The sequence below is a fragment of the Cohnella soli genome (genome assembly GCF_042655525.1).
In the GTDB taxonomy this organism is placed as follows: Bacteria; Bacillota; Bacilli; order Paenibacillales; family Paenibacillaceae; genus Cohnella; species Cohnella soli.
Map to the genome: position 1 here is coordinate 611,902 of NZ_JBHSMI010000028.1, position 24,103 is coordinate 636,004.

Consider the following 24,103-nt stretch of genomic DNA (forward strand, 5'->3'; position numbering starts at 1 on the left):
GCCCGGGATCGGTGATCGATTGATTCCATCATACTTGAACCCATTTTGAAGCGCTAGCTAGAATCGTTCGCTGCTCTGATTGACGACCGGTACTGACCGGGAGTTTTCCCCGTCGCCTGCTTGAACAGGCGGTGAAATCGCTTGAGATCGGGGATGCCGCAGCGGGCTGCAGCGTCAGCGACGGTTAGGGTGGCCAATGAAGGATCGGTGAGCAGCTCGCGGCTGCGGTCGATCCTTTCTTTAAGGAGCAGCGCCGAGAAGCTTAATTTGGTTTGCGCCGATAGATCGCGCTGCAGTTGCCTTGCGCCAATGCCTGCGTGCCTGGCGACCTGCGCAATCGTCACTTTCTCGTGCAGCCGTTCGCGAATGTATTGCAGCGATCGCTCGATTCGATAAGCAGCGGCGTCAGCAAGAGCGGTGCCGGCTTCCGGTTCCATGGCGCGCTCAATTCCGATCAGAAGCTGCAGCAGCAGGCCGACGAGCATCGTCTCGAAGCCGATTCGCTTGCTCGCGAACTCGGCGTACAGGGAGTCGAACAGCCGTTTGAATTCGCCTGCCTTCTCATGCAGCCTCAGCCATTGGCCAGGCTCCGATAGGAGCATACGGAACCGGTACAGTCCGAACTCGTCAGGCAGAAGCGAGGTCAAGAACCGAAACAGCTTCTCGTCGAAAATGCAGTTGACGATCATCAGCGGCTCTTTGGCGCTCGGAGAAGACGGGCGGAAGATGTGCGAGACGCCGACGGGCAGGAAAAATAAATCGCCCTGGGAGACGCGGATCGTCTCGTCTCCGATGTAATGGAAGCCGCTGCCCGACCAGACATAACAGATTTCGATGAAATCGTGCTCATGCTCGGGTAAATCGAATCGCTCGCTGACCCTGTTTACGTAAATGTTCAGCCCGTCGTGAAAGAACATCTCTCCTGTTTCCAGCCAGACTCCTGCTTTTTTCATCATTCATTCCCCGTTTCGGTTGTCGCCTAGCAGTCATGAAGTCATCATAAGCCTAATTGAAGTCGCGATCAATCCATAACGTTGTTCGCCCGATTTTCTACAATAGAAGAAAGACGATCTTCGATGATGAAAGGTGTGTGCGGTTATGGACTGGAAAGCTTTATGGATATGGGGAGACGGGGAGGAAAGTCCGCGCAATGAGTGGCGCTGCTTCCGGAGGACGTTCGATGTTCCAGCTGAGGGAGCGGAATTGGCCTCGCTGCATATTTCGGCGGATTCCAGATATGTGCTATACGTCAACGGAACGCAGGTGGGGCGGGGGCCAGTGCGGTCGTGGCCATTCGAACAAGCTTTCGACACGTATGAGGTAGGACATCTGCTCAAGCCGGGAAAACCTAACACGATCGCGGCGCTTGTGCTTCATTTCGGGGTATCTACCTTCTATTATTTGCGAGGGCGCGGCGGTTTGTTGGCACAGCTCGACTACGGTACGGGAGAGGTCGGATTGACGACGGATGCCTCCTGGCGCACCGCCATTCACCGCGGACAGCATCCGAGATCGCCGAGGATGTCGTGCCAGCAGGCTTACGCGGAGTATGTAGACGCAAGGGACTGGGACGGCGGTTGGATGGAGATCGGGTACGACGATTCAGGATGGATCGGTTCAGTCGAGCTGGGCGAGATCGGAATGGCTCCGTGGACGTCCATGAAGCCGCGCGACATCCCGATGCTGACCGAGGAAATCGTCTATCCGGTTCGCGTCGAAGCTCTGGCCAAGGTGAATTCATTTAAGCTGTCGACGGTCATTGACGTTCGAGCCATCATGTCTCCGGGAAGCGAGGATCATGCGAATCACGTGCAGTTCACCGGTTACGTCGCGACGAACGTTCGGGCGAGCAGGGCGGCGCGGGCGACGCTGGGCTTTCTCGCTTGGGGAGAGTGCTTGAAGCGCTTCTCTTGGAACGGGGACATTGTCGGGGAGGACCGCTTCTATGGGATTATGCCGGAGCGGTATGTGGACGTCGAACTGAAGGAAGGGGATAATCTGCTGCTGATCGATGTGTCCTCGCAGGCTCATCACGGCAAGCTAAACATCGGTGTGTATGCAGACGATCCGATGGAACTGAACTTCGTCTATCCTTGCGCGGTCGAGGCGGAGTCGCCATTTCTGGCGATCGGACCTTATGATACGTCGGTTTGTTATGACCACAAACCATCGCGCACAGTAAATTGGGAGGACGAGACGTACTTATCCGTGTTTGACGCCGTGAAGGTAGCAGAGGACTTGGAGCATGAGCGATACTCCCCGTGGGCGAAGCCGATTCCGCTGAAGCTCGTGGCGGAAGCGGACGTCTTCGGGCTGTGCGCATGGCGGAAAGATAACGTGAAGCTAGCCGTTCCGGCACAGCTTCAGAACGCGGTCATCCCGAATGGGGAAGCTGGGGTCGTACCCGTATTCGAAGGCTTTGACACTGAAGTGCTGTTCGACCTGGGCAAGGAGTATTCAGGCTATCTGTCGTTCGAGCTCGAAGCGGAGGCCGGGACGGTTCTGGACTGGTACGGATTTGAATACATGGCCGGCGAGTACCGTCAGTTGACGTACGGGCTCGACAATACGGTTCGATATGTGACCGAAGCGGGACGCCAGTCGTATTCGTCGCCGGTGCGCCGGGGATTGCGGTACTTGGCGCTTAACGTGCGCGGTGCCGCTAAGCCTGTAAAAATATACGGCGTCACATTCACGCAAAGCAATTACCCTGTCGCGGAGGTCGGACGGTTTGAATGCTCCGATCCGCTGCTGAACGATATTTGGGAAATTAGCCGGCATACGACGAAGCTGTGCATGGAGGATACTTTCGTCGACTGTCCGGCTTACGAGCAGACGTTCTGGGTCGGCGACAGCCGCAACGAAGCGCTCGTCAGCAACTATTTGTACGGCGTGCAGGATATGCTGAAGCGTTGCCTTCGCCTCGTACCCGGCTCGAAGGATCAATCTCCGCTCTATGTCAATCAAGTTCCGAGCGGATGGAGCAGCGTGATTCCGAACTGGACGTTTTTCTGGGCGATCGCCTGCCAAGAGTATTACGAGCAGACAGGGGACAAAGCGTTCGCAGTCGAGATGTACGAGCATGTTCGCTTCACGATGGAGCACTATTTGCAGAAAATCGACGAGAACGGGCTTTTTAACGTTAAGGGATGGAACTTGCTCGACTGGTCGCCGATCGATCAGCCGAACGAAGGCATCGTGACGCATCAGAACCTGTTCCTGACCCGGACGTTGGGCGTAGCCGCGGAAATGGCAGAACTGGCTGGGGATGAGAGTGGCGCGTCCCGGTTCCGCGAAGCCTCCGATCGGTTGGCGGCTGCGATTAACGAGCATCTATGGGACGAAGAAAAGCATGCCTACATTGACTGCATTCATGCGGACGGCCGCCGTTCGAGCGTCCTTAGCATGCAGACGCAGGTCGTCGCTTCGTTGACCGGCGTCGCCCAAGGGGAGCGCAAACGGCAGATGGACGCTTATCTATTCTCTACGCCCGCGAATTTCGTGCAGATCGGAAGCCCGTTCATGTCGTTCTTCTATTACGAGGCATTGGCCAAGGTAGGAGGCGTATCGGTCATTCTGGACGATATTCGCAAAAACTACGGCAATATGATTCGCCATGGCGCGACGACCTGTTGGGAGCAGTATCCGAACTTCGCCGAAAACCGCGCTAACCCCGACGAGCTGACGCGTAGTCACTGCCATGCGTGGTCGTCCGCTCCGGCTTATTTCCTCGGCCGCGAGATACTTGGGGTACGCAGTCTCTCGGCTGGCTGGACCGAAGTCGAGATCGCTCCGGTTCCGTGCGGGCTTACTTGGGCTCGCGGCAGCGTGCCGCATCCGGCCGGCGGCCGAATCGATGTGAGCTGGACCGCGGACGAAGCGACGGGACGCATGCAGCTCGCCGTCTCCCACCCGGCAGACGTGCTTGCACGTATTAAGCTGCCTGAAGGCTTCACGGGCGACATTAAGATAACGAAGCTGGAGCGTCTGAGCTGAAAATAAGATAAACCAAACAATAGGCTGCCCTATAAACGGGTAGCCTCTTGTTTGGTTTACGGTGTCAAGAGCATCGCAATCAGGGTATTTCATTGTTGACTAGTGAGCAGTATTTTCTCGGCCACTCGATTGAGAAAAGTGTTCGAATAAAAGGGAAACCGAAAATTTTGTCGAAATAAGTATTCAACAGATGAGCTATGCTGATCTGCATTTCCGAAACTAACGAAACCAAAATACTCGTACGATAATGGCAAACCCGTCGAAAGGCGGGGACGCAAAGCTAAAGGGGCTTACGGATTTGCTATATAAGCAAATGCCGATGCCAGCCAGCCGCCGAAAACGACGGAGACCTCCGTCTATTAGCGCATGGCGCTTTAGGACGGAGGTTTTATATTCACGCAACTTGTCGGATTTAACAGAATAATGTCGGATGCAAGTTTTGCGTCCGCCAAAAGGTGATGGTGAACTTGAACCGTTTGGAGATGAAAAAGCACCCGATCATATTAATAGTTAGCCATAAAATGGATTGGGATATTGCGGATGAAACAAACATCGGCTTCAAGATTGAGGTAACGGAAGGGGGCCGGATCCCGGACTTGCTGTCCCGTCTTGATTTTGTCAATCCAGACTGCCTAGTCATAGACTTGGACGCTTCGACGGCGGAATTAAAAGAGGATTTGGACGCTTGGACCGAATTGAGGGAGATCTGCGAGATGAGGTATATTCCGCTCATCGGGGTAGCCGAGAAATCGAACCCGGAGCTGGAATGGGCGGTGCTCGCAGACGCGTTTCTCCATCCGGCAGATCATACCGGACTTCAACGGCATGTAAGGAAGCTTCTAGAGAGGAGAGAGCGGATTCTCGGTCAAATTCTGATCGATCCCCTAACGGGAGCGTTTAATGACAAGTATTTGCGGCGTGAAGTGGACTTACAGTTAAGCGATATCAAGCGGTCCTACGAGACGTTTGCATTGGTTTATGCGGAAATCGATCAATCGGAATCGGATCCGGGGCTCCGGCGCGTTGCGACGCGGAGTCTAGCGGATTTCATCCAGAAGAGCATACGTCCCACCGATCGTTTGGCGCATCATCCCGAGGGGGGCTTTGTTCTCGTGTTGCCGAAGACGGTTAAAGATGATGCTGCAAAACTCATGAAACGATTGATCCAGTTGTTCTCCGAGATGCCTATCGATACGAATGACGGGCCAAAGCATGTCTCCTTCTCCGCCAAGGTAAAGGAATTTACCGACCCTGGCATTTCGGTTGACGAATGTCTGGCGCTTATGCCGTTCACGGAAGCCGATCCGCAAGAGCGGCAAGGACTCGTGCTCGACTCGTCGGATGACGGAAAGATGGCGGTTCGGAAGCTAATGGTGGCGATCATAGACGATGATCGGCTGATTCGCGAGTTGCTGAAGCAGCAGTTGGCCGATATCGGCGAAGAGCTCTATCACGTTGAAGTCAGGGCTTTCGAAGATGGAGAGGCATTTTTTAACGATCCTTGGCACCGTCAAAACGAACGCTTTTTAGTCATTATCGACCGGATTATGCCCAAGATGGACGGATTGGAAGTGCTGAGCCGAATTCGAGCAGGTTACGACAGGCGCAGATATCTTTGCGTAATGGTTAGCAGCAGAGGGGCGGAGACTGAGATTGCACTGGCTATCCAGAAAGGCGCTAACGATTACGTGGTGAAGCCATTCAGCTTGAAGGAGCTAAGGGTGCGCATCCAACGGCTCATAGGCGGTATGCGATGACCAGTTTACTTATCATTCTGCTGCTGATCGTTATTTTGCTCGTATTTTTGCTAGCGGCCTATGTCTATTTAGTATGGCAAAAAACGTCGGACCGTCGTCGAGCGGACAAGAAGAAACGTTGGTTGGCGGAGCGGACATCCAGTCTGGAACAGTTCCTTTTTACCGGTTACGTCGCACGGCTGATCGTTCCGGTCAAGGAATATCAGTATGAGGCGTTGGAGGATTTGTTAAGCGATTTTCTAGCCAACTACAAATTCGATAAGGACGAGGATCCGATACGCGACTTTGTGGATCAATTTTTTGTGCCGCAGTACAAACGTCGGCTTAGGCATCGGCGTTGGAGCGTCCGGATGAACACGTTGTATTTCATTGATCTTTTCAATATCAAGGCGATGCAAGAAGATTTGCATATGCAGTTATCGGACAAGCGGACCACCCCGGAAGAGAGCTTCGAAATTTACCTGTTGCTTGCGAAGTTTGGATCGGCAGATTTGATGCAACTGATTCGCAACCCGGGAAAGATGCCCGCTTTCTTGTTGACCGAACTCGTAAGCCGTCTGATGAATCAGGATAACGTCGATCGGTTCATTGACGAGTTCAACCGATTTGATCGTTCTTGGCAGGGGGCGATCCTGGAAGTCGTTCGGGACCAAAACTTGCGTTCGGAAAAACTGCAGCAGCAGTTGGAGGAGTTGCTTGAATCGGAAAACCGCGAGCTCCGGGTCAAATCGCTGAAGACGCTTGCTTCACAAGGTTATGTTTCTTCTATCGACCGGGTCGTACGACTGTTGGAGCGATACGGAGAAAAGGGGAAGTGGGACAAGCCCGAGACTATCGGGGAAAGGCTTATGGCTGCGAGGCTTATGGGCAGTATTCGGGACGATCGGTTCATGCCTGGCCTCAAGAGATTGATTGCTGACAGAGCCTACAACGTTCGTTCGGAAGCGGCCAAATCGATTCGACAATATCGAGGAGGGAAAGGAATACTTCAAAATATTGCCGAATCCCATCTCGATCCGTATGCCCGCTCGATTGCCCAAGAGTGGATGGAAAGGAGCCCTGATTATGATTGAGCCGGCTGATATACTGCGGTATGCGCTCCTGGTCCTTCAATATGCGATCATGGTTTATTTTATCGGTATTTGCAGTTTTTATTTGATTCTGTTCGTTTTGTCGTTTAACAAGATGAGAAAAGAACGGGGTCTGCATCAAGTAGAGCCGTACAAGAAAATGAAAAAATCCTCGTTTACGCCGCCTCTGTCCATCATCGTGCCCGCCTACAATGAGGAAGCGGGCGTAATCGGTACGATCCTATCGCTCGTAACCGGCAACGGGAGACTGGATTACCCCCAGTACGAAGTTATAGTCGTCAATGACGGTTCCAAGGATCGAACGCTGGAAATCGTGATCGAGCGGTTCAAGATGACCCCGGTCAAAGACAAAGTATATCTCAAGCGCAACGGCATCGAAACGAAGCCGATCCGCAACGTCTACCATTCGGAAATTTATCCGCAGATCATTCTCATCGATAAAGCCAACGGTGGCAAAGCGGACGCCTTGAACGCGGGAATCAATATAGCCAAATATCCTTACTTTGCTTCGATAGACGGGGACACGGTACTAGACCCGGACTCGTTCCTGAAAGTCATGAAGCCCATCGTCGAGAATGCCGACGAAGAAATTTTGGCGGTCGGCGGCAACGTATTGATCGCGAACGGGAACAAGGCGGAACAGGGACGGGTAACGGAAACGAAGATTTCCCGTAATCCTCTTGTTATTATGCAGAGCATCGAGTATATGCGGGCGTTCCTGATGGGACGAATCGGATTAAGCCGAAGAAATTTACTGCTCGTGATTTCCGGCGCTTTCGGCGTGTTTAGAACTTCCAGGGTGATTCAGGCGGGCGGTTACAAAGTGGATACCGTAGGTGAAGACATGGAGCTGGTCGTTCGGCTTCATCGAATGAATCTCGAGCAAGGATGGGGAGCCAGGATCGAATATGTAGCCGATCCTGTATGTTACACTGAAGCTCCGGAATCGCTCAAATACTTGCGCAGACAGCGCGATCGCTGGCATCGCGGCCTGTTCGAAAGTTTGTGGACGCATAGGCGGATGATGATGAACCCGAAATACAGAATGATCGGCTTAGTGGCTATGCCCTTTTATTTCTTAGTGGAGTTTCTTGGTCCATTAGTCGAATTTTTTGGCTATACTTCATTGCTCGTCGATTTTATAATAGGCAGGGTGTACTTGGAATACGCGCTGATGCTATTTTGCCTGATGGTCGTGTACGGATCGTTCCTCTCAATCGGAGCGGTGCTGATCGAAGAGTGGCGGCTAGGCAAATATCAACGGGTGTCGGATCTGAACTGGTTACTGTTGTATGCGATATCGGAAGCTTTCTGGTATCGCCCCTTGCTGACGGTCTGGCGCGTATGGGCCACAATCATCTTGCTACTCGGACGAAAACAAGGCTGGGGAGAGATGAAGCGCAAAGGGGTTTCGGCTTAAAAAGGGGGAACGTTTCGTGATACGACGGTTTCGCATTAAATGGCTGCTTGGGCTGATCTTATTTCTTGCCGTATTATCGGTGCCGCTCATCGTCTGGCAGCTCCAATCATCCGAGGTGCTCCGAGTGGCTATCCTCGACAAGACGGTGCCGGACAATACTTACCGAGAGCATAAAGGGTTAACATGGCTTCTTAATTATTATAAATACGTTCATCCGGACAAAACGGCGTATTCCGTTAAAGACGACTATTTCGGCTACGTGCCCGGCGAGAGCGATGCCAACTCCGTGCGCGAACTGGATACGAAGGACGATTACGATCTGCTCTACGTTACGGATACGTACGGCGTATATAAGAACGATTTGACAGGCAACGTCGTTGAGGGCAATCGCTCGGACAAGATCTACGGCGGATTGCAGAAGGACGACATCAAGCAGATCAAGAACGCGATTTACAAGGGAACGACGCTTATCGCCGAATTTAATACGTTCGGAAGCCCGACCGAAGCGGATGTCCGAGAAGAGATGTACGGGCTATTGGGGCTTCGTTGGTCTGGCTGGATCGGCAGATATTTCGCGGATTTGTCCGAGGGCGGGGAAGTGCCGAAATGGGCGATCGACAATTATAACAATCAGACGGGGGAGAAGTGGGCGTTCAAGGGCGCCGGGTTTCTCTTCGTCAATGACAAAGATTACGTTGCCGTTCTGGAGGACGGGAAGGATACGCGGAGCCGGGGCAGCGAGTTCGTGCTCACCGATAAGGGCAAAGCTTTCGTCGGCAAATCGGTCCGCACGCGTTACAATTACTGGTTCGATGTGATCGAAGCAGGTGAAGGCAACGAAGTATTGGCCAATTATGAGCTGAATTTGACGGAAGCAGGAACGCGGAAGCTTCAGCAGCTAGGCATTCCTTCCACGTTCCCCGCCGTCACCAGGAACGATGCGCAGATGTATTCGTCTTATTATTTCGCGGGCGATTTCGCGGATAACAAGGAGGTATCCGGTTTTCATCAAGCTGCCTGGCTGGATCGGGTGTATTCTGTTTTGGCGCGGGACTCGGGCGGAAGCCAGGAGAAGTTTTATTGGAAAGCATATCGGCCTTTAATGAAGCGGATTTTCCAGGAGATATCCGAGAAGAAGAAGCACCCGGAAAGCAAGCAAGTAAGTCCTGAGACGGCAACTATCGAGGGTATGAGCATCCCGGCGAAAACGGGCGGGCAGTACTTGCAAGTGTACAAGAATGGCAAATGGAGCGACATGCTGATGAAGGGCGTCAACATCGGCATAGGCAAGCCCGGCAGCTTCCCTGGCGAAGCCGCGATCACGAAAGCGGAATATTCGCGCTGGTTCAAGGCGATCGGGGAGATGAACTCGAATACGATTCGCGTCTTCACGCTTCATCCCCCGGCTTTCTACGAAGCGTTGCTGGAGTATAATCGCAAGGCTGCCAGCCCGATTTATTTGCTGCAAGGCGTATGGGTCGACGAGGAGAAGCTCGTTGCATCGGGAGACGCCTACAACGAAGAGATTATGAAGGAATACTTCCATGATATTCGATTGATGGTCGACGTCATCCATGGCAAAGCCGACATCCCCGCCAATCCAGGACACGCATCGGGAGCCTATCGGGCGGATATCTCGGCCTATGTACTTGGCTGGTTACTCGGCATCGAATGGAACCCGGAGATGGTCGTTTCGACCGACGACAAACATAAAGGTATGGCCGATTACGACGGGCGTTATTTCAAGACGGAGAAAGCGACACCGTTCGAATCGTGGCTGGCTCGTACGATGGATGAAACGGCATCCTACGAGGCAGACAAGTATCAGTGGCAAAGACCGATGAGCTTCATCAACTGGGTGACGACCGATCTGCTGAAGCACCCGTCCGAGCCGCTGGAAGAAGAAGATTTAGTATCCATCGACCCGAATGTAATTCATGCCAAACCAGAGTATAAGGCCGGTTATTTCGCTTCCTACAACGTCTATCCGTATTATCCAGACTTCTTGAACTATGAGACGAAGTATACGGAATATGTGGACCATAGGGGCGAGAGAAACAGTTATGCGGGTTATCTCCACGATCTTAAGAAGGCGCACAACATGCCCGTGTTCATCGCGGAGTTCGGCGTCCCGGAATCGCGGGGGATGACGCACCGGAACGTAAGCGGCTGGAATCAGGGCGAGCACAACGAGCAGGAGCAAGGCGACATCGAGGCTCATCTGTTCGAAGATATTTACAAGGAAGGTATGGCAGGCGGGCTCGTGTTTGCATGGCAGGATGAATGGTTTAAGAGGTCTTGGAATACGATGGATCTGGACGATCCTGACCGCCGTCCATTCTGGCCCAACGTGCAAGTAAGCGAACAATTTTTCGGAATGCTCGCCTTCGATCCGGGTACTCCGGATTCGGCTCTGTATCCGGACGGGGATGCCGCCGATTGGGAGCGTGTGAAGCAGTCGCCCATGCCGTTGAAGGGGGCTTCCGTGCAGCCTGGGGCTGGAAGCAAGCCGGCAGCGGAAATCAAGCAAGCCTTCGTATCCAGCGACGAGCGCAGCCTGATGTTCCGAATCGACTTCGGCCCGAACGCTCTTCCGCTTGACTGGTCTTCGACAGGCGCAATGATCTTGCTTGATACGATTCCGAATCAAGGCCAACATCGCATTCCCGGGGGCAGCGGTCTGACGACCGACGCGGGAATCGATTTCGCCATCGATTTACGAGGGCCGGGCAAGTCGAGGATTTGGGTGGATAGTTATTACGATTCGACCTATTACATGTATGGATCGCAATTGAACATGATGCCGAAGCTCGATTATGCGAACGTCAAGGACAACGGTATTTTCAATCAAATGCGGCTTGTGTTAAACAAAGGAATGGACGTTCCCAATGTTCATGGCCAAACGTTGCATTTGCCTTTGGACACTTACGAGACGGGTCAGCTGCGGTTCGGCAACGGAAATCCGGACAGCCCGGATTTCGATTCACTGACCGATGTGGCTTACGACAAGCAATCGGGAGTCGTCGAAGTTCGAATTCCGTGGCAATTGTTGAACGTGAAGGATCCTAGCACCCGTGAAATCATGAGCGACCTCTGGAAGAAGGGGCTTGAAGGCAGCGAGTCGACGGATGGCTTCAAAATCGCGCTGGTTACCTATCGTTCGGACGGGCAGGCAGGCACCGACATGCCGGGGAGCAAAGACATTGGGTACGCCATGCCCGGATTAAGCGGCAATACGCTTCGATCCGAGGATATGTACACGTACCGGTGGGATAAATGGGACGTACCGACATACCACGAGCGGCTGAAAAAATCGTATTACATTATGCAGAAGGTTTTCGGTCAGTTCGGAAGGCTCAATGATTAGTATAGAAGGCAGTAGGAGACCCGAAATGGGGACGCGAGCATTTGGCGTCCCCATTTTTATCCCACTTGCCGAGAAGACTCCCTCTTCCACGGAGTAAGAGGGGGATGAATCGGCAGGTTTTTGTTTTGTATTCATGCGAACATATGTGCTACAATGGAGGGGTGATCCATCCTCCGGAGGAGAAGGTGAGAAAGAACGTATGGTGCATCATCAAGCGTTTCGTTTCCGCCTCTACCCGACGGCTGCGCAGATCATCCTCATCCACAAGATGTTCGGCTGTTCCCGATTCGTGTTCAATCACTTCTTGACCAAATGGAATGCGTCGTACAAGGAAACGGGAGCAGGGTTGTCGTATCACAAGTGTGCGACAAGCCTTCCAGCGCTGAAGCAAGATTTCAACTGGCTCAAGGAAGTCGACAGCATCGCGCTGCAATCTGCTGTCCGTCAACTGGCTGACGCGTTCGACCGCTTCTTCCGCAAGCAAAATGATGCGCCCCGCTTCAAGAGCCGTAAAAACCCGGTGCAGTCTTACACGACGAGATACACGAACGACAATATTGCCGTTCGAGACACTGAGCTAAAGCTACCGAAGCTGGGATGGGTGCGTTTTGCCAAATCGCGGGAGCTTGCAGGCCGCATCCTTTCGGCTACGGTCAGGCGGAGCGCGACGGGCAAATACTTCGTTTCCGTCGTCTGTGAGGTGGACATCGCGCCGTTGCCTAAGCTGAACACGGCTATCGGCATCGACTTCGGGCTGAAGAAATTTGCCGTGAGTAGCCGTGGAGAAGAAACGGACAACCCCAGGCATTTGCGGAAGCAGGAGAGACGGCTGGCGCGTTGGCAGCGCCTGCTTGCTCGTCGCAAGCAGGGAGGCGCAAACTGGCACCGCGCCAAACGGAAAATAGCCGCGATTCATGAGAAGATCGCGAATAGCAGACACGATTTCCTGCATCAATTGACTACCCGATGGATACGTGACAACCAAACGATCTGTCTGGAGGATCTACAGGTGACGTACATGCTGCAAAGCGGAAATCTGGCCAAGGCGATATCGGAAGCGTCGTGGTCGACGTGCCGTGCGATGCTGACGTACAAAGCGAAGTGGTATGGCCGCACGATCAGTGTGGTAGCCAAAGACTACCCATCGAGCCAATTGTGTTCGATATGCAATCATCGCAACCCTGAGGTGAAGTGTTTGTCGCTTCGGGAGTGGGACTGCCCTGAATGCGGAACACGCCACGATCGGGATCGGAACGCGAGTGTGAACATAGAGAGAGAAGGCTTACGATTGGCGGCGATGACTGCCTGAACTGTCGGAACGGCAGGGATCGCTTGGTCAAGTTCGGACCGGTAGGTTCGATTACCCAAGAATCCCCCACCTCAGCGGCATCGACGCAGGTGGGGGAGTGTTCAAGTGCGCCTGATCACTTGATGGAGAACAATAAATAATTCGTTTTCTTATCCCAGCCGAGGTCGAACGGAACGCGATACCTGTCCGTCGTATGGCAATTGACCAGCGGATAACCGTTGTCGTCGAAACCGACGATGACGGAAAAGTGATCCACGTCGCCTTTCTTTAGTTCGTATCCGATCAAATCTCCCGGCCTCAATTCCCGGATGGCACCCAAAGGGTGTTCATTCGTCTGTTTGACGATGTGCTCGAACGTGCCTTTATCCTTCAGGCGGGCGTAACCGGAATTCAGGAGAAAATGTTTGAGCCCGTCGGTCCGGACCCATGCCTCGCTGCCTCCCGCGGGACCGGCGTACCATCTGGGCGTCAGCGGAAGACCTCCCCCTTCTTCCGGATCTCCGAGAACCTGCGAAACGAAATTGGTGCAGTCCCCGCCCACCCCGGTGTAATCCCGGTATTTTTGGTTATAACGGTTATTGTTTCCTGCCCCCCAAGCTAATCCCGCATATTTATCCGCATATCGAACAGCTTTGTCACGGTCATACCTTGCTCGCGTTTTTTCGGAATCGTGTCGTTTCGGCTCTTGGTCTTGTCTGTCTTCGCTGCCGGCGTTCTCGGGATGGAATTGGTGATCGGCGATCAGAGCGGGATTTTCATCGAGAGGATCGAGGTACCACTCCCGCGAAATACGCCATTCGTTTTTCTTTTTTTTAAGCGTCATGACGTGTCGGGTGCCGAGTCCGAATCGCTGGGGCTGCAGCATATTTTTCATATTAACGTACCCCAGCCGCTGACGGACGATGAATACGACGTTCGCCGTATCAGCTTGCACTTTGTAACGGACGATCCGGATTTCGTTGTAGCAGTCGATAAATTGCAGGTTCCTTTTTAGCGCCCACGCATCCAAATAGCGATGCCGTTTCTTTTCGTGTTCAAGAGCGGCCATGCTCGACTTATCGGACCGGATGTAGTATGTATCCAGATCCACTTTTTCCCCTAAGATCAGGTAATGCCCCCTTGTCTCGATCGCCCTGTTCAGGAACACCGTCAGTTCTTGATTGTCCGGCTGTCGGGCCGACGCTTCGCTGACTCCAAGCGGGAATTGAAATGCAACAAGTGCAATCAGTCCGATTCGAAACCAAGTGCGCATGCCGTTCTCCTTCTAAGTTCGTCTCTCCGAGTGATCTACTTATGTTGTTCAATCCCAAAAAGGACTATGCGGGGCGAGCGTTACTTGAAATTGAATTCGTTGGGGCTGCGTGACTTAATGTATAAAACGGAAAAAGCGCAAAACAAGACAACGCTGCAAAGCGATGCAAAGAGGACGAAGTCGGAGGCAGCGGCAATCATACGGTGCAATCCGAATACGGAGAATATGGCTAGGATGAATACGGACATATCGGATATAAGCGGCAATATGCGCTTGCGTGCATGATGGAAAACCTGAAGGGCTCGAAGGTTCCAAGCGACCGAAACAGACTCCATCGCAATGATTCCGATCGAAATGCCCAAATAACCGAATCCGGGAATCGCGGCCAATAGATAAACAGTGACCAGGTTCAACGCGATGCCGGCAATGAGCCCGGCAATGGGCAAGGATTTGCGGTTTTGCGCCCACAAAACGCTGGTGGAGATTTCCCTTAACCCCGCGAGCAAAGGAAGCACTGCCAAATACCGGATTGGCTGAGCCGATTCGATCGAACCGAAAATATAAAAGGATAGCTCGGGAGCATAAATGTAAAGGAATGCCCCCGAGGCCAATCCCCATAACCATCCGAGCTTTAACGATGCGAACATCTTTTTGCGTAGTTCGCTAGTGCGTCCCGTCTGCCAGTCCGCAGCAATTCCCATTGTCCAAGTATGGGACAGAGCGGCCGTGAAGATGGTCGGAACATAAACGAGAACGACAGCCATCCCCGTCATGACGCCGTACATTCCGATCGCTTCATGGGCGGAATAACCGGCCTTGATCAACCGGTTCGGAATCAGCAGCATGTCCGCGAAATCGGAAACGGGAACGAGCAATCGGGTAAAGGTGATAGCAAGCGAAGCTTGGAGGAGCGCCGGCAATGCGCCCCTCCATCCGGATCGACTGCTGGAAGAGCCTGGTTCATTGCGGGCGGAGCGCGGAAACAGTGCGATCAACAGCAAGAACGCCGTTAAGGCGCCCGTCGCGGTTCCGAGCACGCTTCCGCCCACCGCTTGCGACAAACCGCCCGATAACAGCAGCGGAGGCACGGTCATCAGCAATACGACCCTCACTAGCTGTTCCAGCATTTCGGAATAGGCGATTGCTTGAAATCGTTGCATGCCCTGTAAATAACCTCTCAGCAAACTGAGCAACGGCACAATGAACAACGCCGGGGACAACCATCGGATCGCTAATCGCAGATCAGGGTATCCGATGATTTCGGTAATCCAGTCGGAGTATTGGTACAACAGGAAACTCCCGATACAGCCGACAATTAGCGTTACAGCCGAGACGATTTTGAATAGAATCCATCCCTGCTCCTCATCTCTGACAGTCGCCAAAGCCAGCGCCGTCGGTAAGCCTCCCGTGATGACGATCAGAATGAGTCCATAAAACGAATACGCCGCCTGATAGAGGCCGACGCCCTCTGCGCCGATCGATCTGGTGAGCGCAATACGTCCGAGCAAACCGAGCATTTTTACGACGAATAAGGCATTAAATCGAAAAAAGGTCGTTTTCAACGCTCGACCACCTCATTTATGACCGTCTCCTCAAGCCTCATCTTGTCCATTCATATGAATGGACTGCAGGTTCTATGAAGAGATGACGCACACGAGCGGCCTTTTCGCTGTTACGACGAATAAAAACGGGAGAATTTAGTCATCTTACTGAAAACAATCGTATCTGGAGGGCAAACCATTTTGCGTTATCGGATGATTTCGTTTGTTATTCTCGTAGCCATTTTGCTTACCGGATTTCAAGCGACAGCGAATGCGCAAGACCGTTCATTTCATTTCGGTTTTAAGAAAAGCAGGAATGGGTCTCTTCCGTCCATTGACGAGGAGGGCTTCAAAAGCATTCTTCAAAAATACGGAGCGGTTTTTACAGGGGATACCCGAAAGAAGGAATTGTATCTCACATTTGATAATGGTTATGAGAATGGTTATACGGCGCAAGTCCTGGATGTGCTAAAAGCCAAGCAAGTGCATGCGGCCTTCTTCGTGACCGGTCATTATGTGAAGGATCAGCCGGAATTGGTCAAGCGGATGGTGCAAGAAGGTCATATTGTCGGTAACCACTCCTGGAGCCATCCGGATATGACGCAAATATCGGACCATCTCATTAAAGAGGAACTGGCAAAGGTCCAAACGCGTGTCGCCGAGTTGACGGGACAGAAGGAAATGCGGTTCATGCGGCCTCCGCGCGGCATTTTCAGCGAACGAATGCTGAATTCAAGTCGTACATCCGGTTACACGAACGTGTTCTGGTCTATAGCGTACAAGGATTGGGAGGTCAATCAACAGAAAGGCCAAGAACACGCATACCGCATGGTCGTGTCGCAGCTTCATCCCGGTGCGGTGATCCTGCTTCACAGCGTATCCAAAGACAATGCCGAAGCGCTTGGCCGCATCATAGAAGATGCGCGCAAGCAGGGGTACGTATTTCAATCCTTGGACAGATTGGTCAGTAAGGATAACGCAGGAGGTGAATTAAAAAATGAGCACGAAAACCAAATCCGATAAAAACAACCCAAAGCATAGTCCGTCGCGGTCTAATAACCCAAACGATCAAGGAAGTCCTAGAGTGAAAAAATAATACGAAGAAAATAAAAAGCTTTCTATTATCGCCCGCGAGGACGACGATAGAAAGCTTTTAGGTTTCCTGTAAAAGGTTAACCCTTCGGCAAAAAATTGGTTCTAGAGGAAGGCGATATGGCAGAGGATAGAGAATAAAATGAAATAATATCCTTTGAGCATGGGAGTGAGGTCGGTTTGGAAGGTTGCAGATTTCAATTTCTAGGCAGTTTGAAAATCGCTTTCAACGACGAGGAGTGTATGGCCACCCTGTCGAGTAGCAAAGTCAAGCTGTTGGCATACTTGGTTCTGGCTTTCGACGCGTCTCGAAGCAGGAAGCAAATTGCCTTTGATTTCTGGCCTGATTCCACCGAGAAGCAAGCTCTTTCCAATTTGCGAAAGCTTCTTCACGATTTACGACAAACTCATCCGCAAATCGACCGCTATCTTAATATCACGCCGATAGTCATTCAGTGGAAGGGCGATCAGCCCTTCTTTTCCGATGTTCACGAGTTTGAACAGGCTGCAAGAGGAAGTACATACGCCGAGCTGGTAAAGGCGCAACAATTGTACAAGGGGGAGCTTCTGCCGGGATATTACGAAGATTGGATCGCCGCGAAACGGGAGCTGTTGGCGCAAACGTTTTTGAATGTGGCGGACAGGCTGATTACGATTTTGGAAAGTCAGCGGGAGTACGCTTCGGCCATTTATTATGCGAGGAAACTGTTGGCTTACGATAAATTGAGGGAGGAAACATACCGCACGCTAATGCGGCTTCATTCCATTAATAAAGATACTTCAGCGATTTCCCGAATTTTCCGTCAGTTAAAAAGCGTGTTGCACAACGAGTTGGGAATCGAACCATCACGGGAAACGCTGCAGTTATTGGAGAGGCTCTCCGAGAAAGCCGATGATCTCTCGATTACTGCCCGCAACCCTGCGAAGCTGATCGGCAGAACCTTCGAGTGGGGAACGATGCTGAGTGCCTGGAAGAAGGCAACGCTTGGCACAAATACGCTGCTTCTCCTAAAGGGCGAGGCGGGAATCGGCAAAACCAGACTGGCTGCGGAATTTAGAGCATGGGCGGAAAGCCAGGGGGATCAGACCGCATGGGCCAGCTGTTATCCGTCGGTGAAAACATTGTCCTACACCCCGATTAAAGTATGGCTGAGAAGTCTCCCTTTGCCGCAGCTTAGTCCGGTTATGTTGTCGGAGTTAACCCGATTGCTGCCGGAGCTGACGGAACGCTACCCCGACTTGCCGAAACCGGGCCTCATACAGGAAAATTGGCAGCTTAACCACTGGTTTGAAGCCATCGAGCAGGTGCTGCTGAGTAAGCAACCGGTTTTGCTGATCCTTGACGATATCCAGTGGTGCGACACGGAGACGCTCCAGTTGCTTTCCTATTTTCTTCGCGGCGATTCCGAATCTAAACTGCTCGTTATCGCAATGATGCGTACGGAGGGGGAACCGGGAGATGCCATCGAACAGCTAATTTCCGACCTCTCTTTTGAACGTAAGTTCCTTGAAATCGACCTTGTCCCGCTTAGCGAGGAAGAAACGAGAGGGCTGATGGCGGTGGCTGTTGGAGACGCGCTGGCGGAACGCCATGCATCCGGCTTACACACGGAAACCGGCGGCAATCCGCTATTTATTGTGGAAACTTTACGAGAGTGGCAAGCGACCGGCTTCGATAGCGATTTTCGTCTATCTCCCGTGGTGAAGAGCGTCATTGATCATCGATTGAGTAAACTTTCGCCGGATCAACAACAGCTTGTTTCCGCCGTTGCCGCCATCGGCAGGCCCGTATCGGCGGCCCTTATGGCCAAGGTGACGAACTTGGAGGATGAAGCGGTTCATGAACGAATTGAAGCTTTGGTGCAAGTGAAAGTTTTGCAAGAGGCCGGAGCGGGAAAATATGATTTTTCCCATGACATCATCAGGGCAACCGCATACAAGCTAAACAATGAGAGCAGACGCCGCCAATATCACGGGCAAATTGCGCGCAGTTTGGTTGCTTTGCATTACGCTCAGCCCGAAGCCTTTGCCGCGGAAATCGCGTTCCATTACGAGCTTGCCGCCGTGGATCAAGAGGCCGTTGTTTATTACGAAATGGCTGCATCCTCCGCTGAGAAAATATACGCCCATGAAACACGGATCCAATGTTACAAGAAGCTGTGCGATTTACTGCCCCCAGAGCAAATCGTGCCCATCCTGATGAAGCTCGGCGATGCTTTGATCATTGTTGGAAATTGGAGCGAGGCGGAAAAAACATATAAAGATTGGTTTCAGCGTTTCGGATATGCGGTTACGATCAAGGAAAGATCTTTCTGCGACGTTGCGTTGGGGAATTGCTTGCGTCTTCAGGGTAAAATCGAGGAAGCGAGGTTTCATTTGGAACGGGCGCTTCATCATTTTCAGCTGATGGAGGACTATGCCGGACTTAGCCTCGTCTTTGGAGCGCTCGGGTGGATGTATTATTTCATGGCTGATTACGACAAATCCTTGTCCTTTTTACTTGAAAGAATGGAACTGCCCGATGCAGGGAGCCGAATCGAAGACGATTGCCGATTTTCGGGTTTTATAGGATACCTGTTTTATGACCAAGACGAATATGTTCAAGCGATACATTGGTTCAAAAATCAAATCAGGCTCGCGACTGAACTCCGGGACGAGTATTACGTCGGGGAAGCGCTGGGCGGATTGGCGATGGTCTATTTCGAAACGGACGACATGGATCTGGCTTTCGATCATCTGGTCGAAAAGATCGAGATCGATAAATCGATCGGAGCCCGAATGAGCTCGGCGATGGCCATCGGCATGATGGGCAAGTACTATCATTTGCTCGGAGCCCGTATTCAATCCGAACAATGCATTGCTTACTGCCTGGAAGAAGCGGTCTTGATCAGAGATATGCATATTGCGGCTGTCGTTCTCGGCATAGAAGGCTGCAATCTGATGGCGGAGATGAAGTATGAGGAGGCCGGCCTAATGATCGAACGCTCGATCGGGCTGGCCAAGCAGAATCAAATCCCTTTCTTCGAATGCGATGGGCTTTATTTCAAGAGCTTGCTGAAGCAGAGGGAGAAACGATACGAATGTGCCTTAGAGGCTGCCGAAGAAGCGCTCCGGATTGCCGAACGGCTGAAACGAAGAACCGTGCGAGTCAACCTTCTACTGCTGCTTCTGAGTTTGAAAACAGATCTTGGGCGGATAACATCCGTTGAAGCTGCGGATCAATTGGAACGGATGCTGGAACAGTATCCCCACCGTCAAGATCAGGCTGCCATTCGTTTCGCGATATGGAAGCTGAATCCCGAATCGTCCGCACATCGAACATCGGCGCTCTTGTTAAACGAAGAGCTCTACCGAAAGTCAGGCAAGGAACAATATCTGATTCGATGCCGCGAATTAAAAGCTTGCATTCCGACCGTCGCAGCGAGACAGATGCCTCGGGCTGCAGCAGAAGTCGTGGCAAACAAAACGATCCCCGCCTATATTTTGGCGGAAATCGATCAAAAATTGGACCGGTCCCACTGAAACGCTTTTGAAGCGCTCCCTTCTTTAGAATCAATCTGAAGAAGGGAGTTTTTCTATCTTGAAAGGATTTGATCCGTGTGCCTGCCAGAAGGTGGAGATTAGTGACGATCCTATTATCGGCAGCTCTTTTGTTAGTTGGGAATTCCGTTGCTTTTGCTGCCGATCCGATTAAAGTTTTACCGATTATCATCCCTATCGAAATCAACCCGGGAAATCAACCGCCAGCCAATTTCGTTCCCATTGCGCGACCGAAAACGGTTCCCACTGTCATTGCGGGTGAAGGACACACCGTTGTCTTGAAAAGCGACGGAACCGTATGGGCATGGGGAGCTAATAACTATGGGCAACTTGGAATGGGCACCGTTGGCAAAGACAGCTCTACCCCCGTTCAAGTGAGTAACTTGAGCGATGTCGTCGCTATTGCGGCAGAGGGAGGACAGTCTTTTCTCAAAACCGGACATACGGTGGCCTTGAAAAGCGACGGAACGGTGTGGACTTGGGGAAACAATGAAAATGGACAACTCGGAATAGGGACATTGGATAAGGGGAGTCCCGTCCCCGTGCAAGTACCCAACCTGAGCGATGTCGTCGCGATTACGGCAGGCTCCCTCCATACGATGGCTCTAAAAAGCAACGGAACGGTATGGGCGTGGGGATACAACTACTATGGACAGCTCGGCAATGGAAAAACGGGCAGTAGTACTGTCCCCGTACAAGTGTCTAACTTGAGCGGCGTCATTTCCATTTCAGCAAAGTATATGCAGTCCAGTGCCGTGAGAAGCGATGGAACGGTGTGGACCTGGGGGAGCAATTTCTACGGTCAGCTCGGCTACGATACCGGTAAAAAAAATAACCCCACACCGAAGCAAGTGCCTAAAGTGAAGGGGATTGTATCCATTGCGCAAGGACAACTTTTCACCGCTGCCCTTGGGAGCGACGGAACGGTTTGGACGTGGGGACTCAATCTATTCGGTTCACTGGGAAATGGAACAAGCGGCCAACAGACTGAATTTTACGAACCCCAACAAGTGCTCTATTCCTTGAATCCTAGTAGAGAGCTGAGCGGTGTCGTCTCTATTTCTGCAGGACAGGGTCATACTCTTGCCCTCTTAAGCGACGGATCCGTATGGGGGTGGGGGCAGAACGATTATGGCATGCTCGGAAACGGTAACTTAACGCATCGTCCGCTTGCAAATAAGATTGAATTAAACGGGAGTATTGTTGCCGTTGGAACTGGCAAGTTTCATTCGATTGCCGTAAGAAAAGACGGAACTGTATGGACCTGGGGATTAAATGGTTCTTACCGGCTTGGATACCAAGCGTCGCCTCCGGAGCCGCCGGAAGGGATTTCCAATGTTCCTCGTCAAGTTGCAGATTTGATTGTTACAGTAGCAGAACCAATCGATAATACGCCGGTGCAAAACACCCCCTTGTCGGACATCGAAGGACATTGGGCGAAAGAACCGATCATACAGGCTTTGAACAAAGGCATCGCGAGCGGTTATCCCGACGGCACGTTCAAACCGGATCGCAGCGTCAGTCGCGCCGAACTCGCCGTCCTGCTGACGAATGCACTGAAGCCTTCCGGCAAAGGTGCCGAGTTAACCTTCAAAGACAAACAAACGATCGGATCCTGGGCAGCTAAGCCGATCGCGTATTGCGTGGAGCTCGGCATCATCAATGGCTATTCCGACGGAACGTTTCGCCCGAACAAGACGATCACCCACGCCGAGATGGTCACCATGATCGTTCGAGCAGCCGACTTGCCGATCTCGGACGATGCGGCGACCGGGTATCTGGATGATGCGGATATTCCCAAGTACGCACGAAGTTATATCGCAGCAGCCAAACTGTACGGCATTACCGCGTTCATTACCGACAACAGGTTCGGGCCTAACGCACCGTCGACCCGCGCCGAGTCGGTAACCGCTATCGTGAACATGTTGAAAGCGATAAAGGTGGCAGCAAAATCGGAAGTTCCGGTTTTGTAACGCTTTTGAAGCGCTACCCTCTATAGAATCGATCTGTAGGCGGTAAATTATCATTCGGAAGGGTGACTTTTATTGAAGATCAAGTTGAAGAAGTCGAAAATGGCGAAGATTCTCTTATTCATCGGCGTCATCTTATCCTGCTCGTTCGGCTCGGCTTACGCTGCTGTCAATATGGAGCCGATCAATGCTTTTTTTAATCGGGGAGTATCGTTCGTACTGAACGGAGAGCAATGGCAGCCCAAAGACCAGGCCGGCAAACCGATGGCGCCGATTAACTATAAAGGCACCAATTATTTGCCGGTCCGCGCTTTGGCCGAGGCGCTGAAAATCCCGATCGACTATGATACTGCCAATCAGAAAATCTACATTGGGGGAAAACCTGCAGGACAAACACCGATTTTTGCCATGCCTATCGAAATCGATAACATTTATGCCGTTCTGTCCAAAGATGCTAAGGAAACTCTCGTAAACGGGAAACAATACAAACAAGTGCTGAAGATCGAGCAATATGGCGATGTCATCGTTACCCTTAACCGCAAATACAAGCGACTGGTTTTGGATGGCGCCGTCATCGAGCCCGGGGAGCATGAAGTGGAATTTTCCCTTTATAACGCGGCAGATACGGCGGGAAATACCGCAGATACGATCTTGGAAAAGCACTCGGTTAGTCCGGAAGACAAAGTGAAGACGATGATCTTTGATGTAACGGGTCTGGACAAAATCAAAATCCATGTACAAAGCCCGAATTTAAACCCTTATATTTATGCGAGAATTTTAGATACTTCCTATTTTGATAGCGGTGAGTCTGCTGCAAATGGGTCAAAATAGAACGTTGAGTGAGTTGAGACATTATAAATTATCGAGAGCACCCAGTTAGGGTGCTCTTTGTCTGCTTCATCATGAGGAGAAGCATCCTTTGTGAATCTATTTTTTTATAAGAATTCTGAGAATCGATAAAAGCGGCTGATCTTATCTGCTAATCCCGCTTCGAAGAGTTGAACACTCATTACCGAAAAATAAGTTTCAATGGAACCCGCCGAACACGTCCATCCAGCCCTTTTGAAGTTTAAGTTTCGGGAGGTCGAGCTCTGCGAATTGTTTCATCTGCTCCGTGTTTAATCCGGCGGGAAGGATGGCGGGATTAATGTCGTTCGTAAGTGCGTGCTTCATCGGGCGCACGGTAACGACTTCGGTGGAAGGGTGGCGTAAACGATAGTAAAGCGTTGAGCGGCTTAGTCCGAGCAGTTCGGTCTGCGTACGGATCGGGAGGCCCCGTTGATCTCGGCGTACGAGATCGCTGCGATTTTCCTTCGGTACGCTCATGGCAGTTACTTTCTTTAGCCAATCGAGTTGAAGGTTCAGCTTATCCAGTTCCTCCTGCATCTCGTCGATACGCTGCTCGTAGGAGGCCTTCAGCTTCTCGGTCTCTTTGGAATCCCTCTCGTATAGCTTGGAGAGGTTGGACAGGGCATAGTTCTTCCACCTTTGGAGCAGGATCGGATTTATACCGAACTCCTCGGACACTTGCGCGACTGTTGCGTCTTCCCCCAGAAGCCTGCAGACGATATGAGCTTTCTGTTTCGGTGTAAACCGCCTTCTTTGGGTCTTAGCCATACTTAAATCGTCCCTTTGGATGTCCAAATTTGGTGTTTATCGAGATGTCTCAGCGGACTACTTGTCTTTATTCTAGAGGATGAATTCTAGAAATTCAACATTAATTCCAACTTGACAGGTTGGAATTGTGTGCATTAAGATGTGGAATATC

General features: G+C 51.8%; 14 protein-coding genes and 1 riboswitch. Of the genes, 10 read left to right on the forward strand and 4 right to left on the reverse strand.

Annotated elements, in window-relative coordinates; translation table 11 throughout:
• Nucleotides 1-53: 53 nt before the first annotated feature.
• Nucleotides 54-953 carry an AraC family transcriptional regulator gene (locus tag ACFPOF_RS18745; RefSeq protein WP_378135383.1) on the reverse strand — a complete coding sequence of 300 codons (900 nt, stop codon included), beginning with the start codon at nt 951-953 and terminating at the stop codon, nt 54-56.
• A gap of 145 nt (nt 954-1,098) precedes the next feature.
• Between ACFPOF_RS18745 and ACFPOF_RS18750 the strand changes: the two genes are divergently transcribed.
• The 6 genes from ACFPOF_RS18750 to tnpB all read left to right on the forward strand — a co-directional run bounded on the left by ACFPOF_RS18750 (nt 1,099) and on the right by tnpB (nt 12,940).
• A complete protein-coding gene (locus ACFPOF_RS18750; RefSeq protein WP_378135385.1) occupies nt 1,099-3,996 on the forward strand; it encodes a family 78 glycoside hydrolase catalytic domain in 2,898 nt (965 codons plus the stop codon).
• Nucleotides 3,997-4,235: 239 nt separating this feature from the next.
• Nucleotides 4,236-4,334, forward strand: a riboswitch (cyclic di-GMP riboswitch).
• A 129-nt stretch (nt 4,335-4,463) separates the two neighbouring features.
• Nucleotides 4,464-5,753 (forward strand): GGDEF domain-containing response regulator, encoded by a 1,290-nt coding sequence (locus ACFPOF_RS18755; protein WP_378135387.1) that lies wholly within the window; start codon nt 4,464-4,466, stop codon nt 5,751-5,753.
• Nucleotides 5,750-6,826: a HEAT repeat domain-containing protein gene (locus ACFPOF_RS18760; RefSeq protein WP_378135389.1), complete on the forward strand. Its 1,077-nt coding sequence runs from the start codon at nt 5,750-5,752 to the stop codon at nt 6,824-6,826. Before ACFPOF_RS18755 ends, ACFPOF_RS18760 begins: the two co-directional genes overlap by 4 nt.
• Nucleotides 6,819-8,264, forward strand: a complete 1,446-nt coding sequence (locus ACFPOF_RS18765) for a glycosyltransferase family 2 protein (protein ID WP_378135391.1) — start codon at nt 6,819-6,821, stop codon at nt 8,262-8,264. The genes ACFPOF_RS18760 and ACFPOF_RS18765 overlap by 8 nt, the downstream gene beginning before the upstream one ends.
• A 16-nt stretch (nt 8,265-8,280) precedes the next feature.
• Complete coding sequence (locus ACFPOF_RS18770) at nt 8,281-11,631, forward strand: hypothetical protein (protein WP_378135393.1); 3,351 nt, start codon at nt 8,281-8,283, stop codon at nt 11,629-11,631.
• Nucleotides 11,632-11,830: 199 nt separating this feature from the next.
• On the forward strand, nt 11,831-12,940 hold the full coding sequence (tnpB, locus tag ACFPOF_RS18775; RefSeq protein WP_378135395.1) for an IS200/IS605 family element RNA-guided endonuclease TnpB: 1,110 nt from the start codon (nt 11,831-11,833) through the stop codon (nt 12,938-12,940).
• A gap of 115 nt (nt 12,941-13,055) precedes the next feature.
• Here tnpB and ACFPOF_RS18780 read toward each other — a convergent pair whose 3' ends face one another.
• Both ACFPOF_RS18780 and ACFPOF_RS18785 read right to left on the reverse strand, forming a co-directional pair.
• Nucleotides 13,056-14,192, reverse strand: coding sequence for an amidase domain-containing protein (locus ACFPOF_RS18780; protein ID WP_378135397.1), 1,137 nt, complete (start codon nt 14,190-14,192; stop codon nt 13,056-13,058).
• 80 nt (nt 14,193-14,272) lie between these two features.
• On the reverse strand, nt 14,273-15,754 hold the full coding sequence (locus ACFPOF_RS18785) for an oligosaccharide flippase family protein (RefSeq protein WP_378135399.1): 1,482 nt from the start codon (nt 15,752-15,754) through the stop codon (nt 14,273-14,275).
• Nucleotides 15,755-15,946: 192 nt separating this feature from the next.
• On the opposite strand from ACFPOF_RS18785, the gene pdaA reads away from it, so the two are divergent.
• The 4 genes from pdaA to ACFPOF_RS18805 all read left to right on the forward strand — a co-directional run bounded on the left by pdaA (nt 15,947) and on the right by ACFPOF_RS18805 (nt 23,166).
• Nucleotides 15,947-16,756: a delta-lactam-biosynthetic de-N-acetylase gene (pdaA, locus tag ACFPOF_RS18790; protein ID WP_378136050.1), complete on the forward strand. Its 810-nt coding sequence runs from the start codon at nt 15,947-15,949 to the stop codon at nt 16,754-16,756.
• 249 nt (nt 16,757-17,005) lie between these two features.
• A complete protein-coding gene (locus ACFPOF_RS18795) occupies nt 17,006-20,347 on the forward strand; it encodes an AAA family ATPase (RefSeq protein ID WP_378135401.1) in 3,342 nt (1,113 codons plus the stop codon).
• Between the two features lie 101 nt (nt 20,348-20,448).
• Nucleotides 20,449-22,338, forward strand: coding sequence for an RCC1 domain-containing protein (locus ACFPOF_RS18800; RefSeq protein WP_378135403.1), 1,890 nt, complete (start codon nt 20,449-20,451; stop codon nt 22,336-22,338).
• 72 nt (nt 22,339-22,410) lie between these two features.
• On the forward strand, nt 22,411-23,166 hold the full coding sequence (locus ACFPOF_RS18805) for a hypothetical protein (RefSeq protein ID WP_378135405.1): 756 nt from the start codon (nt 22,411-22,413) through the stop codon (nt 23,164-23,166).
• Nucleotides 23,167-23,361: 195 nt separating this feature from the next.
• Here the strand turns inward: ACFPOF_RS18805 and ACFPOF_RS18810 are convergent, their stop codons facing one another.
• On the reverse strand, nt 23,362-23,952 hold the full coding sequence (locus ACFPOF_RS18810; protein WP_378135407.1) for a transposase: 591 nt from the start codon (nt 23,950-23,952) through the stop codon (nt 23,362-23,364).
• Nucleotides 23,953-24,103: the final 151 nt, after the last annotated feature.